We start from the raw sequence: 25,754 nt of genomic DNA, 5'->3' as shown, positions 1-25,754 counted from the left end.
ACGGCTCAGCCCCGCTGTGTTGGCTGCGTATGAGCGGTGCCTCGCCTCTCGCGGTGCCCTCCGCGCCGTTTTCTACCTACCAACGATCGTCACTTCAAAGGCAGGCATCGTGAGTCGTGTCAGAACCCATGCGTCGAATCCGGCGCGCAGGCGCGCTTGCGTCGCTGCTTCGGCGAGCGAACGCAAGCGGCTTCGAGCCGGCACCGTGCTCGCCGTCTGCGCGGCTTTGACGTTGAGCGCCTGTCATCCGCGCCAAGCCGCCGCGCCGGCGCCGAAACCCGTCGTCGCGCTCGCCGTGCACCCCGACGGTCGCCCGCCCGTCGCGTCGCTGCCGTGCCAGATCGAGGCGCGCTACAGCAACGTGCTGTCGTTCCGCGTCGCGGGCAAGATCGTCGATCGCCTGGTGCGGCTCGGCGATAGCGTGAAGGCAGGCCAGGTCGTTGCACGGCTCGATGCAGCCGACGCTCGCAAGAACGTCGCAAGCGCACAGGCACAGCTCGATGCCGCCGAACACCGCCTCGTCTACGCGAAGCAGCAGCTCGACCGCGATCGCGCGCAGGCGCAGGAAAATCTGATCGCGCCGACGCAGTGGGAGCAAACGCAGGACGCCTACGCGTCGGCGCTTGCGCAGCGCGATTCGGCCCGAGCGCAACTCGCCCTCGCCGCCGACCAGCTCGCCTACACGACGCTGACATCGGACCACGCTGGCGTCGTCACCGAGGAAAACGCGGACACCGGCCAGAACGTCACGGCGGGTCAAGCCGTCTATAACCTCGCTTGGAGCGGCGATGTCGACGCCGTTTGCGATGCACCGGAACGCGTCCTTTCGGGGTTGGCGGTCGGGCGCCCCGCCAAAATCACATTACCCGCGCTACCGGGAAAGACGTTCCCCGCGCGCGTACGCGAGGTCTCGCCCTCAGCCGACCCGCAAAGCCGCACCTATCGGGTCAAACTCACGTTGCAGGCGGCCGACGCCGCCCTGCGTCTCGGGATGACGGCCGTCGTTGCCTTCGATTCCGTCGATGAAGCGCCAGAACACGTCTTCACATTGCCCGCAACGGCGCTATTCCACGACGGTCAGCGGCCGGCCGTGTGGATCGTGCGCGCGGGCGCCGACAGGCTGGAGCTGCGCCCCGTCACCGTTGTGCGCTACGACGAGCGCACGATCTCGATCTCGGGCGGCTTGCACGACGGCGAACGCGTCGTGCTTCAAGGCGTGCACACGGTCAGTGCCGGCGAGCACGTTCGCGCGGTCGCGCCGCTTCATCCCGAGGACATCGGATCATGAGTGCGGCGGAGCATGGCCAGGCGCACGATGAGAATACAGGGCGCGACGCCTCTTTGAAGCCGAGCGCTCATAGCGAGGACCGTTTCAATCTTTCCGCATGGGCGCTGCGACATCAGGCACTCGTCGTCTTTCTGATCGCGCTCGCCACATTGGCCGGCATCCTCGCTTACACGCGGCTAGGCCAATCCGAGGATCCGCCCTTCACATTCCGCGTGATGGTGGTCCGCACACTGTGGCCCGGTGCGACGGCGCGACAAGTCCAGGAGCAGATCACCGACCGGATCGGCCGAAAGCTGCAGGAAACGCCGCATATCGACTTCCTGCGCAGCTACTCGCGGCCCGGCGAATCGATGATCTTCTTCAACATGAAGGATTCGGCGCCCGTAGCCGATGTGCAGGAGACGTGGTATCAGGTGCGAAAAAAGGTCGGCGATATCGCTTCGACGCTGCCACCGGGCACGATCGGGCCGTTTTTCAACGACGAATTCGGCGATGTCTACACCAATATCTACACACTCGAAGGCGATGGCTTTTCGCCCGCTCAGCTTCACGACTACGCCGATCAATTGCGCACCGTGCTGTTGCGCGTGCCCGGCGTCGCCAAGGTCGACTACTTCGGCGATCCTGACCAGCACGTCTACATCGAAATCTCGAACGCGGAGCTGACGCAGCTTTCGATATCGCCTACCGAGCTGGCTCAGGCGATCAACGCGCAAAACGCCGTCGCCGCGGCCGGCACCGTGACGACAGCGGACGATCGCGTGTTCGTGCGGCCGAGCGGTCAGTTCGGCGACGTACGCGCGCTCGCCGACATGCTGATCAGCATCAACCATCGGACGTTCCGGCTCGGCGACATCGCGACGATCAAGCGCGGCTACGACGACCCGCTCGTGACGCAAATGCGTGCCGATGGCCAGGCCGTGCTCGGCATCGGCGTGACGATGCAGCCGGGCGGCGACGTGATCCGGCTCGGCCGGGCGCTCGACGCGCAGTGCGTGGAGCTGCGCGCGCATCTGCCGGCCGGTCTCAAGCTCACTGAAGTGTCGAGCATGCCGCACGCCGTCGCGCACTCGGTCGACGACTTTCTCGAAGCCGTCGGCGAAGCGGTCGCGATCGTGCTCGTCGTAAGCCTCATCTCGCTCGGCGTGCGGACGGGGATGGTCGTCGTGATCTCGATTCCGATCGTGCTCGCCGTCACTGCGCTTTGCATGTACCTGTTCGACATCGGGTTGCACAAGGTATCGCTCGGCACGCTCGTGCTCGCGCTCGGGCTGTTGGTCGACGATGCGATCATCGCCGTCGAGATGATGGCAGTGAAGCTCGAACAGGGATGGAAACGCACCCGCGCCGCCGCTTTCGCCTATACGAGCACGGCGTTTCCGATGCTGACCGGCACGCTCGTGACCGTCTCCGGCTTCCTGCCGATTGCGCTCGCGAAATCGAGCACCGGAGAGTACACGCGCTCGATCTTCGAGGTATCGGCGATCGCGTTGATCGCTTCGTGGTTCGCCGCCGTCGTGCTGATCCCGTTGCTCGGCTATCACTTGTTGCCCGAGCACAAGCATGCGAAGCAACGCGCCGCAGGCTCGGCACCACCGCACCAGCACGATGCTGAACATGAAGTGGACATTTACGACACTCGGTTTTATCGGCGGTTGTCGACGTGGATCTCCTGGTGCGTCGAGCGTCGATGGATCGTGCTCGCCATCACGGCTGCGCTCTTCATCGTGGCCTTGGCGGGCTTCGCGCTCGTGCCGCAGCAGTTCTTCCCGAGTTCCGACCGGCCCGAGTTGCTCATCGACGTGCGACTGCCCGAGGGCGCCTCGTTCGAAGCGACGCTGCGCGAAGCGAAGCGCCTCGAAAAGACGCTCGACGGCCGGCCCGAAATCGACCATTTCGTCGACTTCGTCGGCACGGGTGCGCCTCGCTTCTATTTGCCGCTCGACGAGCAGTTGCAGCAGCCGAACTTCGCCCAATTCGTCGTCACGGCAAAAACCGTCGAAGACCGCGACAAGCTGGCGCGCTGGCTCGATACCACGCTGGAGAACCATTTCCCGACCGTGCGCACGCGGCTGTCGCGACTCGAAAACGGCCCGCCCGTCGGCTTTCCGGTCCAGTTTCGCGTGAGCGGTGACGATATCGGCACCGTGCGCGCGATCGCCGAGAAGGTTGCGGCCACGATGCGCGCCGATACGCGCACGCGCAACGTTCAGTTCGATTGGGACGAGCCGGCCGAACGCTCGCTTTCCTTCGAGATCGATCAGATCAAGGCGCGCCAGCTCGGCGTGACCTCGCAAGATGTCTCGAGCTTCATCGCAATGACGCTGTCGGGGTACACGGTTACGCAATATCGCGAGCGCGACAAACTCATCAGTGTCGATCTGCGCGCGCCCGAACGCGAACGCGTCGACCCGGCGCACCTCATGAACCTGGCAATGCCAACTCCGAACGGGCCGGTGCCGCTCGGCGCGCTCGGGCATCTGCGCAACGGTCTCGAGTACGGCGTGGTCTGGGAGCGCGACCGTCAGCCGACGATTACCGTGCAGGCCGACGTACGGGGCAACGCGCAAGGCATCGACGTGACGCACGACCTCGATCGCACGCTCGCTTCGGAGCGAGCGCAACTGCCGCTCGGCTATCGGATCGAAGTCGGCGGCTCCGTCGAAGAAAGCGCAAAGGGGCAGACATCGATCAACGCGCAAATGCCGCTCATGGTGATCGCCGTCTTCACGCTGCTGATGATTCAACTGCAAAGCTTCTCGCGCGTGCTCATGGTCGTGCTGACCGCGCCGCTCGGATTAATTGGCGTCGTCGCTGCGCTTTTGCTCTTCGGCAAGCCGTTCGGCTTCGTCGCGATGCTCGGTGTGATCGCCATGTTTGGCATCATCATGCGCAACTCGGTCATTCTCGTCGACCAGATCGAGCAGGACATCGCGGCGGGCCAGAAGCGCTTCAGCGCAATCGTCGGTGCGACGGTCCGGCGTTTTCGGCCGATCACGCTGACGGCCGCCGCCGCGGTGCTCGCGCTGATTCCGCTCTTGCGCTCGAACTTCTTCGGTCCGATGGCGACCGCGTTGATGGGCGGCATCACGAGCGCCACCGTGCTGACACTTTTCTATCTGCCGGCGCTCTATGCAGCCTCCTTCAAGGTACGGCGCGACGAGCGCGATGCGCTGCCGGCTGAGCCAGAGCACGCGGAGAACTGATCATGAGGCTCGTGCACGCCACGTTCACCCTTACGGCCAGCGCCGCATTCGTTCTCGCCGCCTGTTCGTTCGGCCCGAGCGGCGAACCGCCGGCCATGCCCTCGCCTGCGCACTATGGCGCGGCGCCTCAACCGGCGCGGACGGCCACGGCGGCAGGTGTCGCGCAACAGTTCGATATCGGCGCGCAGCCCGTGCCGCAATGGTGGCGCCTATATCGCTCCGATGCCCTCGATGCGCTCGTTGACGAGGGCTTGCGCGCGAGCCCGACGTTGGCCGCAACCGAGAAGTCGCTGGCGGCGGCGCATGAGCAATTGCGAGCGCAGATCGGCTCGTCGCTGCTGCCCACGATCGACGCCGCGGGACAAGTCACGCGCGAGCGCTACCTCGGCATACCGAAGGCGGGCCCCAACACGGTGACCTACGACGTATTCGTCGGTCAGATCGAGGCGCACTACACGTTTGACCTGTTCGGTGCCGTGCGCTACGCCAATGCGGCGCTCGGCGCGCGTATCGACCAACAGGCGTTCCAGCTCGAGGCGGCACGGCGAGCGCTGGCCGCCAATATCGTCGGCGCGGTGATCAGCGCGGCGACGCTCGATAAACAGATCGCGATTACCGAGCGGCTCGTCGCGCTGGCGAACGAAACCGCCCGTGAGGATGAGCGACGCTACGCGCTCGGCTCGGTGCCGCATACGCAGGCGCTCGCCTCCCGGCAAAGCGCTCAGGCCATCGCCGCAACGCTCGCCGGCTTGAGGCAGCAACGCGCGACGGCAGTCCACGCGCTTGCCGTGCTGATCGGACGCACGCCCGATGCGGCTCCTGCCATTCCCGACTTGACGAGCCTGACGCTGCCGGAGCATGTGCCCGTCGTCGTACCGTCGGAATTGTTGCGCACGCGGCCCGACATCCGGGCGGCTGATGCCCTGGTGAAAGAAACCGCGGCGGAGGTCGGCGCAGCCACGGCACAGCTATTTCCCAGCCTCTCGCTGACGGCCTCGATGGGCCAGGGCGGATTCAGCTGGCCGGCTGCGGTCTCGGGGGCCGGCGCGATCTGGAGCCTCGGCGCCGGGATTTCGCAGCCGATCTTTCATGGCGGAGCGCTGCGCGCGCAGCGGCGCGCGGCGATCGACAGCTACGATGCCGCCGTTTCGCAGTACAAGGCGACGGTCCTGTCGGCCTTTCAGAATGTCGCGGATACGCTTGCGGCGCTCGAGCACGATGCTGAGGCGTCGGCGTCCACGCAAGCCGCAGCTCGAACCGCCCGTAGCGCATTCGACGAAACCGCGGCGCGCCGGCGCCTCGGCGCGTTGCCGCCATCGGTCGAACGATCTTCCGAGCAGGGATATCTCAATGCGGAATTCGATGCCGTCCGGGCGACGAGCGCTTGGTTCTCCGATACTGCTGCGCTTTTCCAGGCGATGGGCGGAAACCCTGTCGCAGCACATCCCTGAACCGGGAGGACGCCAACGGGCAGTGATCTCCGGCTTGACTTGGGCGAAATGGCGAGTCGAGGGTATGTGGCCGCCTGACCTCAATCCAGAGCTCGATGTGATTCGAGCGAAAAATTCGCGCTCTCTTTATCGATACGCCGTGCTATTTCAAGCGACGGGAGAGACGCTCACGCTCACGCTTATAAATCCCAAAATATGAGAAATTGAGATATTCAACTCCCGATTATTTATTGTTACCTCGAATTCCAATACCTATAATCGCTACGAGCTGAAATAGAAGATAGTCAAAGACCCTGATCGGATCGTTGAAGCATACCACCGAGCGAATGTACGAATGTCAGATGTGCGCATTTCGCGATGGCTGCGTCCGGGTCAAAGGATTTTTTGTCGTTTTGTGGAATGATCGTCATGCGGCACGTTCGTCGGCCCCAGGGACGCATGCACCGCCACTTCTATCCATGGATGAGTTTGTCCTCCAGCACGCCGTCGTTGGCGAGCCGATGCGGAAATGGCGAAATTCGAGTAGGGAAAATTGATGGCGATATTTCACAGCAAGGCGCCGGCAAGAGTAAAAAATCACCAAGTTCATGGCCCGCAGGCCCAGCCGACCACTGCGGAATCCGGCGCGGAGACGTCCGCCGGTCAATGCTATCTGCATTCGGTCGAGCGCTACCACTATGCGCCGACTCCCATTCAACGTCGTGACGCAGCGGCACCCGCCGAACCGGGCGCTACGCTGTCGCCTGCCATGCGCTCGGGTCTGCCCGAGGGACTCAAGGCCGGCGTGGAGCGGTTATCGGGTGTTCGAATGGATCAGGTCGAGGTGCATTTCAACTCGCGGAAGCCAGCGGCCTTGCAAGCCCTCGCCTACGCACAAGGCAAACACATTTACCTTGCAGCAGGACAGGAAAAGCATCTGGCTCACGAAGCGTGGCACTTGGTGCAGCAGGCACAAGGCCGAGTCCGAACCACCGGACGTACGGAGGGCGGCGTCGCCTTGAACGACGAGCGTCGGCTCGAAGCCGAAGCTGAAGCGATGGGCGCGAAAGCCAGCCGTCCCCAGGCGGCAGCAGGCGGAACTCCGCCCGTCACTGCGATGCAGTCTCCCGCAGAGTCGGCTCCCGTGCAGCGCGTCATCCTGACCAGCGCCGACAGCAATCTCGACAGTCAGACGTTCCAGAAAAAGGGCGCCCAAGCGTTGCTTTCGCCGATGGAAATCCGCAATCAGGTCGCGATACTGAAAAATAGGCACCGCGGCATGAACGAGTACCGGCTCGAAAGCCTCGAAACCCAGCGTGTCGATTTTGACGAGGACAACTATCTGGTCGGACATGCGGAGGCCGAACGAGACTTCATGGGGAAGACGCCCGCGTCAATGGCGGCGCTGCTGAAAAAAGGCGGCTTGCGGTCCGGCGGCAGGCTGATCCTCCTCGCGTGCAATTCAGCCGGCTTCGCAGAAAAATTGCAAAACGAGCTGGCCAAGCTCGGGGTTCACCTCGCAGTCACGGGTTCCTCCGGCTTGGCGTTCGAATATGCGGCGCAGTCCGGTGAAGACGACGACGTGGTAGAGAAAGTGTTCGGCTCGCACGAGCATACCCGCGATCGGGCGACTGACCAAAGCCTCAAGCTGGAGGTCGCTCGCAAGTACGACAATAAGCTGCTCGATGCCATCATCGCGACCGCGTTGGAGCTTCTAGAGCTGAGTGACACGAAACGAGCGCCGGTGGCAAGCGCCGGCAGCCAAGAGGTTTTGCCCCACAGTGACATTTCTCCCGAACACGCCAAGAACTTGTGGGATCTCACACTGGCAGTGCTCGGGCAGCTCGCCAAGATGAGCCTGTCATCGACGGGCAGCAGAATTGTCCAGCAAGGCAAGAAGGCTAAGGAAGAGGCGAACAGCGCGTCGGCGCTTAACAAGGCGTTGTCCGCACGTACAGGGATTCATCTGGCGGAATTGCGACTGCAACTGGAGGGGGAGTGGAAAATCCAGACGAAGCCCAAGAAGGGGATTAACCCCCTGGAGACACCACTCAAGAAGCTGTATGAAGTCATTGAATTCAGTCGCCTGAACGAGCTCAAGACAGCCATCCGCGCCTTGGAGAAGGTGCAAGACCAATATTTCACGTTCGGAGCCCGGGCCGCGCATGAGTACATCGAGCAGCTCGTCGCGCACCTGTCCAAGGTGCCAGAGACCATCCTGCCCGATGGATGGACGACGTACTTTCCGCAAAACAAGCAAGTCAAGACGGAACATTGGCGGGAAGATCCCACAGAAACACTGCGGAGGGAATCGTCGCTGGTGCCCTATTCGACTGGCACGCCGGTGGCCCAATTTCCATCCTCGTCCGGATGGGGCACGTGGCGCTCGCAACCATTGACGGAGCGGGGCCTCCATAAGCTGGTTTTCAGAATCCGGGCCAACATGCCGCCCGGCATGTTCCTGCAACTCCGGGTGCTATACGAGAATGGCGACAGCGAGGATATGCTCGCTGCGTCAACCGCTGTAATTCTCGGCGGCCGCGGAAGCTTGCGGGCGATTACAAGTGGCGAATCGCCGGAGGGACCCGGGCACGAGTCACATGAGTCGGCGTTGACTCCACTAAATCGGAATGTGGTAGCGGTGGACTACCGGTTCTTGCAGTGAGCGGCTCTGTATAGAGACCCTATGGTGCGCAGCCTCGAAAGAGCATCAAGCGGAAGAAAATATTATGCGGAACGCCACAACGGCGGCGATGCCCCCATTCGTGCGATCGACTCGCCGGAAAATGCGGCGTTGAGGCGCTTCGATTCACTGGATCTGCGCTACGCCAACTACGCCATGGCACCGTTGGCGCGACGCAACAGCGCACCGGCGATTCTTGTTAACGACGGTCCATCCGTAGCACCAGCACGCGCAAGTACGTCGGCGCCGATCGAAGGCCATGTCAGCTTTGGCATGCCTTCCCCGCCGGCGCAGGAAGGCGCGAGCAGCTTGCAGCAACGGATATCCAGGTACGCACCGGTGCCGGACTATACCGCGGCGGGGCTGGCACTTGTTGGGTTCCGGCTCCCTTCCCAGGCGGCGACATGGGCGGATGCGGCAAGCGGCGTCCTCTGGATGAGCAGCGCGGCCATGTCCGAACTCGGCAATTCGCCGCTTCGCAGCCTGCCAACGACTACTAACAACCTGATGAACCTCGGTGCCGGCTTCGTGAGCACACTTGCGCCGTTCACCTCCGGCTGCACTCAGGCCGTCCTCGACTATGCCGGTGCGGCAATATGGGAGGCCAGCGCGATTACGACGATAGGGCGCGCAGCATTTGACGCGTCGAACAACAGGCTCAGTAGGACGGCCGCGGCGGCGAGCGGTGCGGCGAATGTCGCGGCGGCCGCCCTGGCCGCGGCGGCTACACGGGCATCCGAAAGCAATGACTCGGCGAGCGCCAGCTGGTATGGCACGGTGTCCTCGGTTCTCTGGATGTTAGGTACGACCTTGTCGTTAGCGGCAGACTATACGGCGTCGAGGACAGCCTCTTACGAGACGTCCCCCACAGCGATATATCGGCCGGCCCAGCGGTACGCCTTCAACGCAACACAATGATGTCCGCTCGGCAAGCGCCATAACCCGGACCGTGAATCTGTCTGGGGCCGAACTCCAGTATTGCGGAAGACCAATTCAAATGTACGCGAATGGGCGGACACGTGATGTCATTGCAGGTATTACACGGTTACCTGTCGAAATCGCTAAATATTGGGAAATCAACCTAGGTTAATCTCTATCGCGTTCGTACACGCGCGCCGCACATACGGGATCGGACGACGTCTATAATCGGCATATTGTTATTGGGAATTCTTGAATTCAACTATGACTTATACATTGCCGCCACGAGTACGATCCGCACCGAGTACAGCGTTGAAGCCCCCGGTGCCGGTACCTTACCAAGCCGCCACGCATACGGATACGGGCGAAAACCGTCACTATTTGCGCACAGGCATGCCAACACGCTATTCCAAAATGGTGGAGGACGACCTTCGTTCAAGCATTGGATCGAAGCATCCATTGGTGGTTGCAGGCTTCTCGGGGCTCGGGTATGCCGATCCGGCACACCTTGACCGTCAATTCCGGGAGATCCTAAACCAAAAAATCAAAAAACATGGTCGGCACAACCTGATCGTAGTCGCGGGCGCTACCGACGAGGGTATTGGGCGGGTCTACGATCTGGCAAGGGAGGAGGGAATCGCCACGCGCGGTATTGTGTCGTCGGAGGCGCAGCGATGGGGTACGAAAATTTCGCCATCTTGTCAGCATGTCATCTACGTAAAACGACCAGAGGACGATTGGAACGTTACATCCCCAGAGGGGGACTCGTACATGGTGAGGGCGGCGCTTGGCGGTAGTTTTCTCGCCTTTGGTGGCGGCGAGGTGGCAGTCACAGAAGCAACAGAGGCGTTGAACAAGGGAATTAGAACCGAGCTGTTCCCGGAATTCGAACCGGACCCAAAGAAGGTGGAAGCACGCCGGGCCAAGGAAAAGGCAAAGGCATTGGAAAAGGGAACGGACTACAAGGATTTTAACGCGACGCCATTGCGTGATTTTGTGCAGCAACGGAGTAGAGGTCGGTTGAAATCAACGCCGGCTGTGGATTGGCTGACCGGTTGCTAATATCCTCACAGCCCTTCAACACAATGATGCCCAAATGCAACGACATCACCCGTATCAAATGCGCGCATCGGCCCCTGAGCGGCGATTTGCAGAGCCGGTGCAGGATCAGGAAGGCAATCCTTTTGCCGGGATGTTCCTGCGGCGCCTGACTAGAACCCCCTCGCCGCTCGAATTCGGCCCGGAAAGTCCGTCGGCATTGGCGGCGGATGAAGGTTGCACGCCAAGCACATATACGACTCTCCAGCCACCGAGTGCCTCGAACCACGGTCAGGCCGCTGGATCATCTATTGACACATTCGATACCGCGTTGCGCGCGCACGACGGACAGTTCGAAAGTCGACCGTGGCAATACGTGCCTGGCGAGAGCTTGGCGAATGACGCCGGTCAGGCGTCGCATCCCGCACTAACCGACTTCTATCAACCCGTCGGTACTGAAGCAATACCGCCTCAACATGCCGTACCGCTGCCCCACCCATTTTTCGACCACGAGGTAACGCAGAGAACCAAATCGGAGCCGGTGGACCCAGAACAGAAGTACTTACTCGATATAGGCGACGAAATCATCGCAAGTGCGAAAAGCGCATTTCTGTATGGCAGCGGGAATCATCGGTTTATAAAGCCCGGATCGCATCAGCGCGTGGGTTTTGCCTATCAAACCACCCGTGATTTAACTCCCCATGCTTTCTTCGCGAAGCCGCGATCCGGGATGCTTGTCGCTGCGACCGCGCAAGCCGCAAATTGTGATCATATGGCAATGTTTGCATACAGCCAAGCACGCATATTGCTCAGCTCGGAATACGTCGTCGAAATAGCCCAAATGCCGGGGCATACCTTTTGCCGTATAGGCAAGGCGTATTGGACGTACGACAGATGCGTGATCGTGGACCCGTGGCCGAAACATGCTTACGCTGTCGTAGGCAAGGACCATTTTAGTCATGGAAAATCGATCGACGTGGTGCGATCAAAGTATGCAAAGGGGACTACTCATGCACCCGAAAAGGACGCCAAGTATGCGTCGTTAATTCGCAGCGCGAAAGAAGCATTGCGTCATCATTTGGCAAACAATCCTTCTGATCCCAAAAATGAGGATGAGTATAACGCGTGGGGGTATAACGTTCTATATCCGACACCACCTGATTCCGCGTTCAGAAGGATTCATTATCAGATGAAATCTGAATCCGAAGATCGGCAAGAATGAAGAGGTACCGGCGCACCGGGTCAGCGCCGCCGGTGCATCGCTGAAAACCGATGACACCAGGTTGACCATGCAAGTTTCGCTGGCACTGGGGATGACGATCGCGCGATCGAAGGCGATCGGACATCCGTCAAGCGACGGCGACCAAACGCCTCTTCTCCGCCCTAAGCATGAAGTAATTGATCACGACGACACCGACCGTCACAACGGCGATGAAAAGCGTCGCCAGCGCATTCATCTCGGGATTCAACCCAAGCCTCACGCGCGAGAAAACCACGAGCGGCAGCGTCGTCGACCCTGGCCCGGAAAGAAACGCGGACAGCACAAGGTCGTCGATCGAGAGCGTGAACGACAGCAGCCACCCTGCCATCAGCGCTTGCGAGATCAGCGGCAACGTGATGGCAAAGAACACCTTGAGCGGCGTCGCCCCGAGATCGAGCGCTGCTTCTTCGAGCGACGGATTCAGATCGCGCACGCGCGACTGAACGATGATGGCCACATACGACATGCAAAGCATCACGTGCCCGATCCAGATCGTCGTAAATCCCCTTCCCTCCGGCCAGCCGAGCCACTTGCCCATCTCGATGAATAGCAGCAGCAGCGAAATGCCCTGAATCACCTCGGGAATGACGAGCGGCGCGTTAATCATCCCCGTGAAAAGCGTGAACCCACGGAATCGCCCCATGCGTGCGAGAACGAAACCGGCCCAGGTGCCGATGACCACCGAAGCGAACGCCGTCGCGAGCGCGATGCGCAGCGACAGCCAGAATGACGTGATGAGCTCGTCGTCCTGAGCAAGCGCGGCGTACCAGCGCGTCGAAAAGCGCGTCCAAACCGTGACGAGCTGCGACTCGTTGAACGAGTAGACGACGAGGCTCAGGATCGGAATGTAGAGAAACGCGAAGCCGATGCCGAGCGCGATCAGCTGCAACGTGCGGTTCGGTTTGATCATCGGCGAGCTTCGAGTTGTTTGGCTTGTTCGTGCTGAAAAAGCGCCATCGGGACGAGCAGCAGTATCACCATCGCACAAGTCACGGCGGACGCCATCGGCCAGTCGGCGTTGTTGAAGAACTCGTTCCACATGACCCGGCCGATCATCAGCGTATTCGCACCGCCGAGCAATTCAGGAATCACGTACTCGCCAACAGCCGGAATGAACACGAGCAGACAGCCCGCGATAATCCCGTTCCTCGAAAGCGGCAACGTAATCTGCACGAAAGCCTTCCACGGCTTCGCGCCGAGATCGTAGGCGGCCTCCAGCAGCGTCAGGTCCATCTTCACGAGGTGCGCGTAAAGCGGCATGACGAGAAAGGGCAGATACGAGTAGACCATCCCGATGTAGACCGCGGTGTTCGTGCGATAGAGCTCAATCGGTGCGTGAATGAGGCCGATCGCCATCAGGAAGTTGTTGAGCAGCCCGTTGTTCTTCAAAATCCCGATCCACGCGTACACGCGAATCAGGAACGAAGTCCAGAACGGCAGCATCACTGCCATCATCAGAATGTTCCGCGAACCCGGGCTCGAGCGCGCGATGTAGTAGGCCATCGGATAGCCGAGCAGCAGGCAGAGCAGCGTCGTCACGGCCGCGACGATGAGCGAGTTGACGTAGGTCGCGAAGTAAAGGCTGTCGCTCAACAAGAACGCATAGTGCGCGAGATTGAGCGAAATCTGGACTACGCCCTCCTTGATGCTGACGAGCTCGGTATAAGGCGGTATGCCGAGCTGCAGCTCTGCGAAACTGATCTTGACGACGAGCAGGAACGGCACGAAGAAGAACAGCAGCAGCCAGATGAACGGGCCGGCGATGACGGCCGTGTTGCCTGTCAGCCTGAAGCGCCGCGCGGGCCACGCGGCGAACGAGAGCATCATCTGTTTCATGCGGTCAGCACCACGCCGGCGGATGCGCTCCAGCGCACATAGATCTCATCGTTCAATTGCGGCGATTCGATCTCGGAAAGCGCAAGGCTCGAGACATTCGCGATCACGGTCTTACCCGAATCGAGCTTCACGTGATAGAGCGAATACCCGCCGAGATACGCGATGTTGGCGACCGTGCCGCGCCCCCAGTTGTAAGCGCCCTCGGGCGGCTTGCGCGTGAGTGCGATACGTTCGGGCCGCACGGAAATCGTGACCGGCATCCCCAGCGGACCCGTGATGCCGTGGTTCACATAGAGCCTGCAGGGCAGCACGTCCGTTTCGACGAAAATATGATCGGGTTCATCCTCGACGACATGGCCGTCGAAAAGGTTCGTCGAGCCGATGAACTCGGCCGAGAATCGCGTGTTCGGATACTCGTAAACCTGGTTCGGCGTGCCGAGCTGGACGATTTGCCCCTCGCTCATGACGGCGAGCCGGCTCGCCATCGTCATCGCCTCTTCCTGATCGTGCGTGACCATGATGCAGGTGACGCCGACGCGATCGAGAATATTGACGAGCTCGATCTGCGTACGTTGCCGAATCTGCTTGTCGAGGGCCGACATCGGCTCGTCGAGCAGCAGCAGCTTCGGCCGCTTGACGAGCGAGCGGGCGAGCGCGACGCGCTGCTGCTGCCCGCCCGAAAGCTGATGCGGCTTGCGCTTGGTGAAACGCGTCATCTGAACGAGTTCGAGCGCATCCTGCACGCGCTCCTTGAGCTCCGCCTTCGCCACGCCCTCCTGCTTCAGCCCAAATGCGACGTTCGCCTCGACGGTCATATGCGGGAAGAGCGCATAGGACTGGAACATCATATTGACGGGGCGCCGGTACGGCGGCATCTGGGCCAGGTCCTCGCCGTCGATCAGGATCTTGCCCGACGTGATCGTCTCCAACCCGGCGAGCATCCGCAGCAAGGTGGATTTGCCGCAGCCAGAGCTGCCCAGCAGCGCGAAGAGCTCGCCCTTCGCCACCGATAAGCTGACGTTGCGGACGGCGACCGTTTCGCCGAATTTCTTCACCACGTCCACGATCTGGACGAAGTTCTCGGCCGAAGCCGGAACTGTCGACGTGGGACGCGCGGCGGTCGCCGCCTGCCGGACCGACTGATCGCTCATGATCTGCTGCATGACTCCATCGTTTGACGTACAAAGCCCCCGGCTGGGTTCCGGGGGCTCAATTACGAGGGCTGCCGACTTCGGATAGCGTGTCGGCATTTCGCCCGTTCCATCGCGTGCTATCGGCTAATCAGCGACCGGTCTTGAATTCGGTCCAGAGCCGCGTTTGCAGCCGCTGGATATCGACCGGCAGCGGCTTCAGCAGGAACAGCGTCTTGACGACGTCCGGCGGCGGGTAGACGGCCGGATCCTTCGCGATGTCCGGCTTCACGTATTTCTTGGCCTCGGCATTCGCCGTCGGGTAATAGACGGCATCGGTGATCGCGGCGTTGACTTGCGGCGTCTCGATGTAGTTGATCCACTCGTGCGCGGCGTCCTTATGCGCCGCGTCTTTCGGGATCGCCATCACGTCGAACCAGACAGGCGCCCCGCCCTTCGGGATGTAGTACTCGATCTCGTACGCTTTCTTCGCTTCCATCGCGCGATGCTTGGCGATCACGACGTCGCCCGACCAGCCGTAGGCGAAGCAGATGTCGCCGCCGACCATATCGTTGATATAGCCCGACGAATTGAACTGCGTGATGTAGGGGCGGATCTTCTTCAACATCGCGAGCGCGGCCTGGTAATCGGCCGGGTTCGTCGTGTACGGATCCTTCCCGATGTAATGGAGTGCCGCCGCGAACATCTGGTCCGGCGCGTCGAGCACCGAGACGCCGCAGGCTTTCAACTTCGAGATATTTTCCGGCTTGAAGAGAATGTCCCAGCTATCGAGCGCGGCTTTCGGGCCGAGGATCTGCTTGACCTTCGTCACGTTGTAGCCAAGACCCGTCGTGCCCCACGCCCACGGCACGACATACTTGTTGCCCGGATCGGCTCCGGCAACGAGCGCCATCAGTTGCGGATCGAGATACTTGAGGTTCGGCAGCTTCGATTTGTCGAGCGGCGAGAAAATGCCGGCCTGGATCTGCTTGCCCGCGTAGTTGCTCGTCGGCACGACGATGTCGTACCCCGAGTTGCCCGTCAGCAGCTTCGCTTGCAGCGTATCGTCGCTGTCGTAGTTGTCGTACTTGACCTGGATGCCCGTCTCTTTCGTGAAGTTCGGAATCGTGTCCTTGGCAATGTAGTCGGACCAGTTATAGACGTTCAGCTGAGTGTCCTTCGCCATCGCCCACGGTGCCGCCAACAGCGCGAGCGCCGCAAGCCCGCTCATTACCCGTTTTCCCATTCCGTTCTCCGATCCGCCGGCCGGTACCGGCCGTCTGCCCGCTCGACACCGCAGCGCCACGCGCGCGGCCCCTTCCAAAAACTTCGAAACCTATCACCAATTGTGGCTGGCGAACGAAAAAACGCCAGCAGGCAAGCCCGGCTGTCGCGCAAACCGCACAGCGATCGCCATGCCCGGCACGCTTCGCTCCCCCAAATCGCGCGCAATTTTAGCCGGTTATGGGCCGGTGTCTAGCTGAAAAAATAGCTTTTTGACCTTTCGGCCAGTTTGTCGCGACGAAATCCGGAGGGGAAGCGTTGCCGAGGCGCAACCGGGGCATCAGCCGTCGATTCCGGTTGCACCAATAGAGGGCGGGCCGACGCGTCGCACCGATCGAACGGCGAAGCGAGGAGCCGACGGCGGGATCGGTTAACATGACGGCTCCACGCATGCCTCAGACCTTTCAATGCCTTCAGACCTCCACAATCGCCCGGACAGCCCCTGCATCGGCGTGTGCTCCACGCTCTTCGACGACGTCTGCAAAGGCTGCGGGCGGACCGCAATGGAAGTCTCGAACTGGGTCTTCATGTCGGACGACGAGAAGCGCGCCGTGTGGTCGCGGATCGAACGTGAAGGCACAGCCGTGCGGTTCAAGTACGACAAGCTTTAAGTACGCCGCTCAGGCCCGCGGCGGACGACGGCGGCCGGGTCGAATTGTGTGGTCGGCGTATCTCCGAACGGCCGGCTGCGTTGCCCGAGGCATCGGGCGAGCCCGGCTCGCCGAGTAAGCCGCCCGCTATCGGCCGCCCGGCTTCACGAGCTTGAACTGCATCGACTTGTATTCGAGATACTCCTCGAGGCCGTACTTGCCGTTCTCGCGGCCGTATCCCGATTGTTTGAAGCCACCGAACGGCGCTTCCATATTCCAAGTCCCGCCGTTGATCTCGACTTGGCCAGTCCGAATGCGGCGCGCCACGCGCAGCGCTCGGTCGTCGTCCCCGGCCCAGACCGCGCCGGAGAGCCCGTAGGGCGAATCATTGGCAATACGAACGGCCTCCCCCTCGTCTTCATACGTCAAAATCGACAGGACAGGGCCGAAGATCTCCTCTTGAGCGATCGTCGCCTTGGGATGAACGCCGCCAAAGACTGTCGGCTTCACGAAGAAACCTTTCGAAATGCCATCGGGCATGCCGGTGCCGCCGGTGATGAGCTCGGCGCCTTCCGCGATGCCGCGTTCGATGTAGCCATACACCCGCTGGAGTTGCGCGGCCGATGCCAGCGGGCCCAGCCGCGTTCGTTCGTCGCGGGGGTCTCCCACCACATAGTCCTCGGCCGCGGCTTTCGCGAGCGCGCACGCCTCGTCGTATCGCGATTCGGGCACGAGCATCCGGGTGTGCGCGGAGCAGGTCTGCCCCGAGTTCAGATAGCAGGCCGCGACCGTGCTTTTGATGGCGGTCGGGAAATCGGCATCATCGAGAATGAGCGAGGCCGATTTACCGCCGAGCTCGAGCGCGACGCGCTTGACCGTGGCCGCCGCCAGCTCCGCGACACGCTTACCCGCGCGCGTCGAGCCCGTGAACGAAACCATATCGACGAACGGATGGCTCGCCACGATCTCACCCACGACGGGGCCATAGCCGCTGACGATATTGAAGACGCCCGCAGGCAGCCCGGCCTCCTCGATGGCTTCCGCGAGGACGAATGCATTGAGCGGAGCGACTTCGGAAGGTTTGAGCACGACGGTGCAGCCCGCAGCCAGCGCGGGGGCCACTTTCAGGGTGATTTGATTGAGCGGATAGTTCCACGGCGTGATGGCCGCGACGACACCGACAGGCTCGCGCACGACGAGCGAATTATCGGCGCGCTCGTCGAATGGAAACTCGCGCGCGAGCCTGGCGTAGGCTTTCCAGTTGTAGACGGCGGACCCGACCTGTATGGCGCGCGTGAGCTTGATCGGCATGCCGACTTCGCCGCAAATGAGTTGAGTCAGCTCTTCGGTTCGCGCCTTGACGGCTTCGGCGATTTTCTGCAGATACTCCGCGCGCGTCTCTGGCGGCGTGGCGGACCAGCCATCGAAAGCGAGCTTGGCCGCTTCGACGGCGGCTTCGGCATCGGCCGCCGTCCCTTCGGGAATGCGGCCCATGACCTCCTCGGTGGCCGAATCGATCACATCGATCGTGCCGCTTCCGGCGGGCTCGAGCCACTTTCCGCCGACGTAAAGGTGCGCGTACGTTTTCATCGCGGCCCCGCCTTTTCGGTTGGATCCGCTTATTCTACTCACCTCGCTCGGATTGGCTCCGGGGCTTACTGCAACCCTTGGCTCCCGAGGAAATCCTCGTAATTCCCGCCGAAGTCGACGAGCGTCCCGTCCGTGCGGACCTCGATGATGCGATTCGCCAGGCCGCTGACGAACTCGCGGTCATGCGAAACGAAAATCAGCGTGCCTTCGTACTTGTCGAGCGCGATCTGCAGCGATTCGATCGACTCCATGTCCATATGGTTGGTCGGCTCGTCCATCAGCAGCACGTTGTGGCGGCCCAGCATCAGCTTGCCCCAGATCATGCGGCCCTTCTCGCCACCCGACAGCACCTTCACCGACTTCTTGATGTCGTCGCCGCTGAACAGCAGGCGGCCGAGCGTGCCGCGCACCATCTGATCGTCATCGCCGTCCTTGCGGAAAGTATCGATCCAGTCGGTCAGCGTGACGTCGTCGGGAAACTCCTCGTAAGTGTCCTGCGGCATGTAGCCGACGTTCGCGTTCTCGGCCCACTTCACCGTGCCGCGATCAACGGCCAGGTTGCCGAACAACGACCGCAAAAGCGTCGTCTTGCCCGCGCCGTTTTCGCCGATGATCGCGATCCGCTCGCCCGGCTGCACGGAGAGATTGAAGTTCTCGAAGATCGTGCGGTCGTAGCGCTTCGTGATGCCGTCGGCCACGACGGCGATGTTGTGGAGCTTCTTCTCGTACTCGAAGCGAATGAACGGGTTCTGCCGCGACGACGGCTTGAACTCCTCGATCTTGATCTTATCGATCTGCTTCAAGCGACTCGTCGCCTGGCGTGCCTTCGACTTGTTCGCCGAGAAGCGGCGCACGAAGTCCTGCAGATCGGCAATACGCTCCTTCGCCTTCGCATTCGCCGCGGCCTGGCGCTCACGGGCTTGCGTCGATGCGAGCATGTAGTCGTCGTAGTTGCCCGGGTAGATCTTCAGCGTGCCGTAATCCATGTCCGCCATGTGCGTGCAGACCTGGTTCAGAAAGTGACGATCGTGCGAGATGATGATCATCGTCGAGTTGTACTCGTTCAGCACATTCTCGAGCCAGCGGATCGAATTGATGTCGAGGTTGTTGGTCGGCTCGTCGAGCAGCAGCACGTCAGGCTTCGAGAAGAGCGCCTGCGCGAGCAGCACACGCAGCTTCCAGCCCGGCGCGATGTTGCTCATCGGACCGTTGTGGTCGTCGATATGAATACCGATACCGAGCAGCAGTTCACCCGCGCGCGCCTCGGCCGTGTAGCCGCCGTACTCCGCGAATTTGGCCTCGAGCTCGGCGGCGTGCATGTAATCCTCGTCCGTCGCCTCGGGGTTCGCATAGATCGCGTCGCGTTCGGTCATCGCGGCCCACATCTCCGTGTGCCCCATCATCACGACGTCGAGCACGCGCACGTCCTCGTAAGCGAATTGGTCCTGCCGCAGTTTGCCGAGGCGCACGTTCGGCTCGAGCATGACTGTGCCCGCGCTCGGCTCGAGATCGCCGCCGAGAATCTTCATGAACGTCGATTTTCCGCAGCCGTTCGCGCCGATGAGGCCGTACCGGTTCCCTTCCCCGAACTTGACCGAGATGTTCTCGAAAAGGGGCTTCGGCCCGAATTGAATGGTGATGTTGGCGGTAGACAGCACGGCGCGAGTCCTCGGAATGACGTTCGACGAAAAACCTGGAATTTTACCAAGCTTTCGTGAAGCTCACCTGCCCTCGCCCGCGCTCGCCCCCCCGGTTTCGGCCGGCGCCGTCGCGCTAGCAGGCGCGGAAGGGCGGTCGGATTGCGTCGCTGCCGCCGGCTTCTCGCTCGGCGCCTCTCGCATGCGGGCGATCAGCTCGTCGCAAGGCGCAGGGTTGTTATGACTCGGCGCGATGAGCGGAATCAGTGCCGCGAACGGATTGATGAGACCGAGGGCGACGGCCGCGCCGGCCCGCAGGGCGAGCGCTCCTTTGCTGACGCCGACGTCCGGACGCTTGAACGTGCCCTTGACGTAGAGCGGCGAGCGCAGCGAAAACACGCGCAGTCCTTTCGTCTGAGGATGGATCGTCAGCTTCATCGATTCGTTGCGCAGATCGATGTTGCCGTTCATTGCAATGAGCGCATCGTCGGTGTCGAGCGCGAAAGTGCGCGTATCGAGCACGCCGTGCGTCGCCACGAAATCGGCCGCGCCGCAGTGGATGTTGATGTTTTGGTCGCCGAAGAGCTTCCGATACACGACGTTCGCCACGTTGAGTCCCGCCGCTTCCATCAACAGCAGGCTCAGCTTGCCCTGCGTGACGAGTGCTTTCGTCTCGCCATCGAGCGTCGCCGCCATCGCCGCCGGCGAGTTGCCCGTCGCCGTTAGTGCCGCGTCGCCATTCAGCTCGCCGAGGGCCGATTGCATCGTCTTTTGCGTAGGGAACAACTGTTTCAGCTTCAGATGCCGCGCGGACAACGAAATGCGCGCCTTGAGCGGCACGGCGCCGCCGTCAAGGTTGATGTCCGAGGCCAGCGATCCGCCCGCGAACCCGAAACGCAGCGGCACCAGCGCCAGATTGCCATCCTTCATCACGACGTGCGTGTAGAGGTCCGTGAACGGCAACTGCGGGTTCTTGATGATGCGCTTGCCCGTGAACGTCACGTCGGCATCGACCGCACGCCAGCGCTCCGTTCGGAAAGGCTCGACGGGCAATGCCTTGTCGGCGGGCTGTTTGATCGCCTCGCCGCGATGTGCTTTGCTGGCATTCGTGTCGGCTCCGATGATCGGCGCCAAATCCTCGAACCTCAGCAGCTTCGAAACGACATTGCCCTTCAGCAGCGGACGCGGGCCTCGATTGTCGTAGGTCAACGTGCCTTCGAGGTCGCTTCCGCCCACGCGGCCCTTGAAGCCGCTGTAGGTCAGAACCGTGTCTTTCGTGCCGAGATGGCCGGCCAGGTGCCCGTCAGTCGCGTAAGGCGGCGTCTCCGGCAGCGGCACGCCGAGGATCGGATAAAGATGAGCGGCGCTTGCACCCTGCAGCCAGAGCCGGATGTCGAGCGCCGCCAGATGCAGTGGGTCCGTGAGCGTGCCGACCAGCGCCAGTCGCGTGTCTCCGATCTTCACGTCGGCCTGCAGCGGAAACGGGCGGGTCGTGTCGCGCAGTTCGAGCACGCTGCCGATCTTGCCCGTACCCGACACTGCCGTCGACCGATAGGTGCCGTTTGCCGTGAAGCCCAGCGCGTACTGATCCCGAGGATTCGAGGGCGCGGCGGACGGCGAGCTGGCGGCGGCTCCAGAAGCGGTGGAGGCGTTCGGGATTCCCGCCGAACTCGATGCGCCGGATGCGCCGGATGCACCGGATGCCGATGGCGCAATCGCCGCGCCGGACACTGCGGATGCTGCCGAGCCCGCTCTCGTGCCCGACGCGGCCTGTGCCTGCTTGCTGAGCTTGCGCGCGCCGCGCTTGCCCACGACGTTCGCGGCCGTTTGCCGCGACGCCGATTCCTGCTGTTTCAGCACTTCCCCGATCGGGATCGGCTGTCCAAGCGTATCGACGCCGACCCGCATATCGATCTTTTTGAGCGCGTCGGCAAGCGCGATCGTGCCCTTCGCGAAACCCAGGGTGCCGAGTTCCACGGACCAATGCATCGGCTGCCGCGACTGCTTGAACTGGAATGTCCAGTTATCCCGCCCGTCCGCGAGGCGCTCGAGATCGATCGACGGATTGACGAAGTCGATCGTCGGCACGGAGATCGTATGCGCGATGAGAGGCAGAACCTTCGCGTCGAAGGTGATTTCGTCGAAAGTCGCGAACTGCGGCGCCTTGGCCCATGACGGATTGCCGATCGTCACACGATAGGCGGAAAATCGCGGCCACGGCACCCAGGCGCGCCAGCCGCTCTCGCCGACCGGGCGCTCCCAGCCGATGCGAAGATCGCCGTTGATCGCGAACGGCCGCCCGAGCGCCTGCGATACTTTGTCGTCGATCCACGGCCGGGCCCGGTTCCAGTCGAACGTCACGACGAAAACGGCCAGCGCCGCGATGACGACGAGCGCGATGCCGATGACCCAGGCGAGAATTTTGCCGACCGTGCCGAGAACGGACCGGCGAGTGCGTTCAACGGGCATAAATGCTCCGCGGAGTGGCCGCGCGCGCCGATCGCTCTACCGCATCGATCCCGAGCGCGATCGTCATAGTTGCGCTGGAGCAAGCACTATGCCGCCGATCTCCCTCTATCATGACGAACCGCGTGCCGCGATCATCAAAGAGCCGCCGATTGAACACCCCACTTCTCGTTGAAGCGCAGGGCATCGTCCGACGCGATCCGCGTACCGGTACCACCCTGCTCGCCGCGACCGACTTCGCGCTGGCCGCCGGCGACCGCCTTGCCGTCACGGGCCCTTCGGGCGCCGGCAAAAGCGTCTTCTTGCGCGCGCTCGCGCTGCTCGACCCGCTCGATGTGGGGCGCATCGCATGGCATGGGCGGCCCGTCGAACGCCGGACGATTCCGCGCTATCGCAAGAATGTCGCCTATGTCCGGCAGCGGCCGGCCGTGCTCGACGGCACGGTCGAGGACAATTTGCGCTATCCGTTCTCGCTGCATGCCTATCGCGACGCGAGTTTCGACCGTACTCGCGCGGCGCGGCTCGCCGAGCGCGCCGGCCGCGCAAGCGATTTTCTCGACAAGCGCGCGAGCGAGCTCTCGGGCGGCGAAGCGCAGATCACCGCGCTGATCCGGGTCCTTCAGCTCGATCCCGAGGTCCTGCTCCTCGACGAGCCGACCGCCTCGCTCGATCCCCAATCCGCGCAAGCCATCGAAGCGCTCGTCGCCGATTGGTTCGACGCCCGTGCCGCCGAGCGCGCCTCGATCTGGGTCTCGCACGACCCTGCGCAGGCCGCGCGCGTCGCCGCGCGGCAGTTGACGATGCGGGCCGGCCAGCTCGGATTGGCCGAGGAGTCTGTGCAATGAATGCCGTTCTGCAAAATCTCAGTCTCGTAGACGTCGCCATCGCGGCACTGCTCATCGTCGTCAACGGAGCCGTCTCGATGGCGCTCTCGCTCGGTCTCGGCCGCAAGCTCGCGCTCGCCGCCGTGCGCACCGTCGTTCAGCTGCTCGCCATCGGCTATGTGCTCGGCTGGGTCTTCGCGAATGCCCACTGGTACGTGGTCCTGCCCGTCATCGCGGTCATGACGATCGTCGCCGGGCTGGCCGGCGCGGCGCGCGGCGCGCATACCTACGCGGGCCAACGCGCCGACAGCATCGTTTCGATCTGGATCAGCGCATGGCTCGTGGCGGCCATCGGCCTTTTCGCCGTCATCCGCATTCATCCCTGGTACGAGCCGCAGTATGCGATACCGATCCTCGGGATGATCCTCGGCAACACGCTGACGGGTGTCTCGCTCGCGATCGAGAGGATGGCCGAGGAGCTGACCGCACGGCGCGACCGCGTCGACATGGCGCTCGCGCTCGGCGCAACGCGCTGGGAGGCCGCGCAAGGCCCCGCGCGGCAAGCCGTGCGCGCCGGCATGATTCCGACGTTGAACCAGATGGCCGTGGTCGGCGTCGTCAGCCTTCCGGGGATGATGACCGGGCAGGTTCTGGCCGGACAATCGCCGCTGCAGGCCGTCCGCTACCAGATCGTGATCATGTTCCTGATCGCGGCATCGTCGGCACTCGGCACCGTCGGCGCAGTCCTGCTGACTTATCGGCGGCTCTTCTCGGCCGACCATCGGTTTCTGGCCTCGCGGCTGCTGGAGCGCCGCGAAGCGCAGTGATGCGGAGCGGAATCGAGCCGTACACGGCACAAACTGCCGCGCGAAACGGAAGGTCTCAGCGCTTGGCCGAGACGGTCACGCGCGTGCCGTCGTTGAGTGCGACTGTCTTCGCGGCTCCGGTCGTCGGCATCGTGAAGCGCACTACCTGACTCATCCCCGTCACCTGCGGACATTGCAGCGTCTTGCCGCCCGTCTTGACGGTCGTCGCTCGGCCCTTGGGCATGCTCGCCTGCACGCTCATCTGCACCGTGGCGGTGCCGTCGTCGGCGACGATCGGCGCGAGACGCACGCTGATCTGGCGGGCGAGCGCGCCGTTCGCATCGAGCGCGAGAGACGAATAGCCGGGACACTGCTCCGGAACGGGCGTTGCACCAGCGGTCGACGCCGTCTTCCAGTTGAAGTCGTCGGTCTGCCCTGAGCTGATCGTTCGCGTCTCCTGCAGATTGCCGAACGCCTTCGAGGCGACTTTCACGGTGTACTTGATCGGACCGGAAGTCGGCGTCTTGGATGTGACCGTGATCGGTGGAGCCGCATGCGCTGCGGGCGCGATCGCCAAGCCGGCGCAGGCAGCCGCGCAGGCGCAAGCCGCGAGCAGCGAACGGGTTGGGCGCAGAGGTCGTCTCATCATGTTCGTCATCCTCGGTTGGTGCGGCACACGACGATGCAGGCAGCACCCGAGCCGATCTCGCGACCGGACGGATGGCCCGCGCTCCCAGTCTAACGCGACCGGCGACGAGCGGCTCGCCGGCCGCGATCGGGAGTTGCACCGCTTGCATTCGTGCGGCGAATGCGGTTGCGGATACGGCCCCGATAGGCCGGCCGGCGGCGAACCGTTACAATGGGCGGATTTCTCGCGGCAGCAGCCGCGCCGATACCAGAACGAACGACTTCCCCGCGTCACCGATGAATCTCGTCATTCAAAGCCCCGAGCCGTTAGCGGCTGCTCATGTCAAACCGCTTATCGCACTCGCACGGGGCTCGCATGCGCAGCCCGTCGATCCCTATGCGGTCCGAATCGCCGATGCCGATCCTGCCCAGCGCGGCGACGTGGAGGCCTATTGCGCGACTCACGCGCTCGACTACGCGTTCGTGCGCCCCGGGCTCTCGCTGCGGGACTTCGGCCTCGTGGCCATGGACATGGATTCGACGCTGATCACGATCGAATGCATCGACGAAATCGCGGATTTTTGCGGGCTCAAGGCAGAAGTGTCGGCGATCACCGAGGCCGCCATGCGCGGTGAGATCAAGAACTTCGACGAAAGCCTCACGGCGCGTGTCGCGCTGCTCAAAGGGCTCGACGCGACGGCGCTCGAACACGTCTTCCGCGAACGGCTGCGACTCTCGCCAGGCGCTCAGACCATGCTTGCCGCCGTGCAGGCTGCCGGCATGCGCACGCTGCTCGTCTCAGGCGGCTTCACGTTCTTCACGGACCGGCTGAAAGCGAAGCTCAACCTCGATTTCGCGCGCGCCAATACGCTCGAAATCGTCGACGGCAAGCTGACTGGAAAGGTGCTAGGCGAGATCGTCGACGCGAGCGTGAAGGCACATACCTTGCGCAAGGCCTGCGAGGCATCGGGCATTCCGACGTCGCAGGCCATCGTCTTCGGCGACGGCTCGAACGACCTCGAGATGATGGCCGAGGCGGGACTCTCGATCGCGTTCCGCGCGAAGCCCGTCGTGCGCGCCGCTGCCGACGTGGCATTCAATTACGTCGGCCTCGACGGCTTGCTTCGGCTTTTCTGAGCG

At 62.6% G+C, this 25,754-nt stretch carries 19 protein-coding genes; 11 read left to right on the top strand and 8 right to left on the bottom strand.

Annotated features, from left to right (window positions below; translation table 11 throughout):
• Nucleotides 1-109 precede the first annotated feature (109 nt).
• The 7 genes from C9I57_RS26370 (at nucleotide 110) to C9I57_RS32530 (ending at nucleotide 11,785) form a co-directional block, all read left to right on the top strand.
• On the top strand, nucleotides 110-1,288 hold the full coding sequence (locus C9I57_RS26370) for an efflux RND transporter periplasmic adaptor subunit (protein ID WP_440130247.1): 1,179 nt from the start codon (nucleotides 110-112) through the stop codon (nucleotides 1,286-1,288).
• The gene (locus tag C9I57_RS26365; protein WP_258187827.1) at nucleotides 1,285-4,494 is read left to right on the top strand and encodes an efflux RND transporter permease subunit; all 3,210 of its coding nucleotides are present in this window, start codon (nucleotides 1,285-1,287) and stop codon (nucleotides 4,492-4,494) included. Before C9I57_RS26370 ends, C9I57_RS26365 begins: the two co-directional genes overlap by 4 nt.
• Before the next feature lie 2 nt (nucleotides 4,495-4,496).
• Complete coding sequence (locus C9I57_RS26360) at nucleotides 4,497-5,945, top strand: efflux transporter outer membrane subunit (RefSeq protein ID WP_107153531.1); 1,449 nt, start codon at nucleotides 4,497-4,499, stop codon at nucleotides 5,943-5,945.
• Between the two features lie 535 nt (nucleotides 5,946-6,480).
• Nucleotides 6,481-8,589: an eCIS core domain-containing protein gene (locus C9I57_RS26355; protein ID WP_107153530.1), complete on the top strand. Its 2,109-nt coding sequence runs from the start codon at nucleotides 6,481-6,483 to the stop codon at nucleotides 8,587-8,589.
• A gap of 21 nt (nucleotides 8,590-8,610) precedes the next feature.
• Complete coding sequence (locus C9I57_RS26350; RefSeq protein ID WP_146166268.1) at nucleotides 8,611-9,525, top strand: hypothetical protein; 915 nt, start codon at nucleotides 8,611-8,613, stop codon at nucleotides 9,523-9,525.
• Nucleotides 9,526-9,837: 312 nt separating this feature from the next.
• Nucleotides 9,838-10,587: a hypothetical protein gene (locus C9I57_RS26345; RefSeq protein ID WP_146166267.1), complete on the top strand. Its 750-nt coding sequence runs from the start codon at nucleotides 9,838-9,840 to the stop codon at nucleotides 10,585-10,587.
• 34 nt (nucleotides 10,588-10,621) lie between these two features.
• The gene (locus C9I57_RS32530) at nucleotides 10,622-11,785 is read left to right on the top strand and encodes a hypothetical protein (protein WP_146166266.1); all 1,164 of its coding nucleotides are present in this window, start codon (nucleotides 10,622-10,624) and stop codon (nucleotides 11,783-11,785) included.
• A 127-nt stretch (nucleotides 11,786-11,912) separates the two neighbouring features.
• On the opposite strand, the gene C9I57_RS26340 is transcribed toward C9I57_RS32530, so the two are convergent.
• The 4 genes from C9I57_RS26340 to C9I57_RS26325 all read right to left on the bottom strand — a co-directional run bounded on the left by C9I57_RS26340 (nucleotide 11,913) and on the right by C9I57_RS26325 (nucleotide 16,036).
• Nucleotides 11,913-12,731 carry an ABC transporter permease subunit gene (locus C9I57_RS26340; RefSeq protein WP_107153608.1) on the bottom strand — a complete coding sequence of 273 codons (819 nt, stop codon included), beginning with the start codon at nucleotides 12,729-12,731 and terminating at the stop codon, nucleotides 11,913-11,915.
• Nucleotides 12,731-13,660 carry an ABC transporter permease subunit gene (locus tag C9I57_RS26335; RefSeq protein WP_107153527.1) on the bottom strand — a complete coding sequence of 310 codons (930 nt, stop codon included), beginning with the start codon at nucleotides 13,658-13,660 and terminating at the stop codon, nucleotides 12,731-12,733. Before C9I57_RS26335 ends, C9I57_RS26340 begins: the two co-directional genes overlap by 1 nt.
• Nucleotides 13,657-14,811, bottom strand: coding sequence for an ABC transporter ATP-binding protein (locus C9I57_RS26330; RefSeq protein WP_440130251.1), 1,155 nt, complete (start codon nucleotides 14,809-14,811; stop codon nucleotides 13,657-13,659). The genes C9I57_RS26335 and C9I57_RS26330 overlap by 4 nt, the downstream gene beginning before the upstream one ends.
• A gap of 130 nt (nucleotides 14,812-14,941) precedes the next feature.
• Nucleotides 14,942-16,036 carry a polyamine ABC transporter substrate-binding protein gene (locus C9I57_RS26325; protein WP_026229846.1) on the bottom strand — a complete coding sequence of 365 codons (1,095 nt, stop codon included), beginning with the start codon at nucleotides 16,034-16,036 and terminating at the stop codon, nucleotides 14,942-14,944.
• A 445-nt stretch (nucleotides 16,037-16,481) separates the two neighbouring features.
• On the opposite strand from C9I57_RS26325, the gene C9I57_RS26320 reads away from it, so the two are divergent.
• A complete protein-coding gene (locus tag C9I57_RS26320) occupies nucleotides 16,482-16,685 on the top strand; it encodes a DUF1289 domain-containing protein (RefSeq protein ID WP_107153526.1) in 204 nt (67 codons plus the stop codon).
• Nucleotides 16,686-16,811: 126 nt separating this feature from the next.
• Here C9I57_RS26320 and C9I57_RS26315 read toward each other — a convergent pair whose 3' ends face one another.
• The 3 genes from C9I57_RS26315 to C9I57_RS26305 form a co-directional block, all read right to left on the bottom strand.
• Nucleotides 16,812-18,254, bottom strand: coding sequence for an aldehyde dehydrogenase family protein (locus C9I57_RS26315; RefSeq protein ID WP_107153525.1), 1,443 nt, complete (start codon nucleotides 18,252-18,254; stop codon nucleotides 16,812-16,814).
• A gap of 65 nt (nucleotides 18,255-18,319) precedes the next feature.
• Nucleotides 18,320-19,912: an ABC-F family ATPase gene (locus tag C9I57_RS26310; RefSeq protein WP_107153524.1), complete on the bottom strand. Its 1,593-nt coding sequence runs from the start codon at nucleotides 19,910-19,912 to the stop codon at nucleotides 18,320-18,322.
• Between the two features lie 63 nt (nucleotides 19,913-19,975).
• Nucleotides 19,976-22,360 carry an AsmA family protein gene (locus C9I57_RS26305; RefSeq protein ID WP_107153523.1) on the bottom strand — a complete coding sequence of 795 codons (2,385 nt, stop codon included), beginning with the start codon at nucleotides 22,358-22,360 and terminating at the stop codon, nucleotides 19,976-19,978.
• Between the two features lie 149 nt (nucleotides 22,361-22,509).
• On the opposite strand from C9I57_RS26305, the gene C9I57_RS26300 reads away from it, so the two are divergent.
• Together C9I57_RS26300 and C9I57_RS26295 are read left to right on the top strand one after the other, a co-directional pair.
• Nucleotides 22,510-23,202: an ABC transporter ATP-binding protein gene (locus C9I57_RS26300; protein ID WP_258187826.1), complete on the top strand. Its 693-nt coding sequence runs from the start codon at nucleotides 22,510-22,512 to the stop codon at nucleotides 23,200-23,202.
• The gene (locus C9I57_RS26295) at nucleotides 23,199-24,008 is read left to right on the top strand and encodes an ABC transporter permease (RefSeq protein ID WP_107153521.1); all 810 of its coding nucleotides are present in this window, start codon (nucleotides 23,199-23,201) and stop codon (nucleotides 24,006-24,008) included. The genes C9I57_RS26300 and C9I57_RS26295 overlap by 4 nt, the downstream gene beginning before the upstream one ends.
• A gap of 55 nt (nucleotides 24,009-24,063) precedes the next feature.
• Here C9I57_RS26295 and C9I57_RS26290 read toward each other — a convergent pair whose 3' ends face one another.
• Nucleotides 24,064-24,636, bottom strand: a complete 573-nt coding sequence (locus C9I57_RS26290; protein ID WP_107153606.1) for a DUF6013 family protein — start codon at nucleotides 24,634-24,636, stop codon at nucleotides 24,064-24,066.
• Between the two features lie 275 nt (nucleotides 24,637-24,911).
• Between C9I57_RS26290 and serB the strand changes: the two genes are divergently transcribed.
• Complete coding sequence (serB, locus tag C9I57_RS26285; protein WP_107153520.1) at nucleotides 24,912-25,751, top strand: phosphoserine phosphatase SerB; 840 nt, start codon at nucleotides 24,912-24,914, stop codon at nucleotides 25,749-25,751.
• Nucleotides 25,752-25,754: the final 3 nt, after the last annotated feature.

It is taken from the genome of Trinickia symbiotica (genome assembly GCF_003028655.1).
In the GTDB taxonomy this organism is placed as follows: Bacteria; Pseudomonadota; Gammaproteobacteria; order Burkholderiales; family Burkholderiaceae; genus Trinickia; species Trinickia symbiotica_A.
This window is presented reverse-complemented; position numbering and strand designations above follow the sequence as displayed.

Bases quoted from the DNA above. Each gene is read 5' to 3' on its own strand.
- C9I57_RS26365 (WP_258187827.1), top strand. From the start codon at position 1,285: ATGAGTGCGGCGGAGCATGGCCAGGCGCACGATGAGAATACAGGGCGC.
- C9I57_RS26315 (WP_107153525.1), bottom strand. From the start codon at position 18,254: ATGAAAACGTACGCGCACCTTTACGTCGGCGGAAAGTGGCTCGAGCCC.
- C9I57_RS26320 (WP_107153526.1), top strand. From the start codon at position 16,482: ATGCCTTCAGACCTCCACAATCGCCCGGACAGCCCCTGCATCGGCGTG.
- C9I57_RS26350 (WP_146166268.1), top strand. From the start codon at position 8,611: ATGGTGCGCAGCCTCGAAAGAGCATCAAGCGGAAGAAAATATTATGCG.
- C9I57_RS26360 (WP_107153531.1), top strand. From the start codon at position 4,497: ATGAGGCTCGTGCACGCCACGTTCACCCTTACGGCCAGCGCCGCATTC.
- C9I57_RS26305 (WP_107153523.1), bottom strand. From the start codon at position 22,360: ATGCCCGTTGAACGCACTCGCCGGTCCGTTCTCGGCACGGTCGGCAAA.
- C9I57_RS26290 (WP_107153606.1), bottom strand. From the start codon at position 24,636: ATGATGAGACGACCTCTGCGCCCAACCCGTTCGCTGCTCGCGGCTTGC.
- C9I57_RS32530 (WP_146166266.1), top strand. From the start codon at position 10,622: ATGCAACGACATCACCCGTATCAAATGCGCGCATCGGCCCCTGAGCGG.
- C9I57_RS26295 (WP_107153521.1), top strand. From the start codon at position 23,199: ATGAATGCCGTTCTGCAAAATCTCAGTCTCGTAGACGTCGCCATCGCG.
- C9I57_RS26325 (WP_026229846.1), bottom strand. From the start codon at position 16,036: ATGGGAAAACGGGTAATGAGCGGGCTTGCGGCGCTCGCGCTGTTGGCG.
- C9I57_RS26335 (WP_107153527.1), bottom strand. From the start codon at position 13,660: ATGAAACAGATGATGCTCTCGTTCGCCGCGTGGCCCGCGCGGCGCTTC.
- C9I57_RS26330 (WP_440130251.1), bottom strand. From the start codon at position 14,811: ATGAGCGATCAGTCGGTCCGGCAGGCGGCGACCGCCGCGCGTCCCACG.
- C9I57_RS26355 (WP_107153530.1), top strand. From the start codon at position 6,481: ATGGCGATATTTCACAGCAAGGCGCCGGCAAGAGTAAAAAATCACCAA.
- serB (WP_107153520.1), top strand. From the start codon at position 24,912: ATGAATCTCGTCATTCAAAGCCCCGAGCCGTTAGCGGCTGCTCATGTC.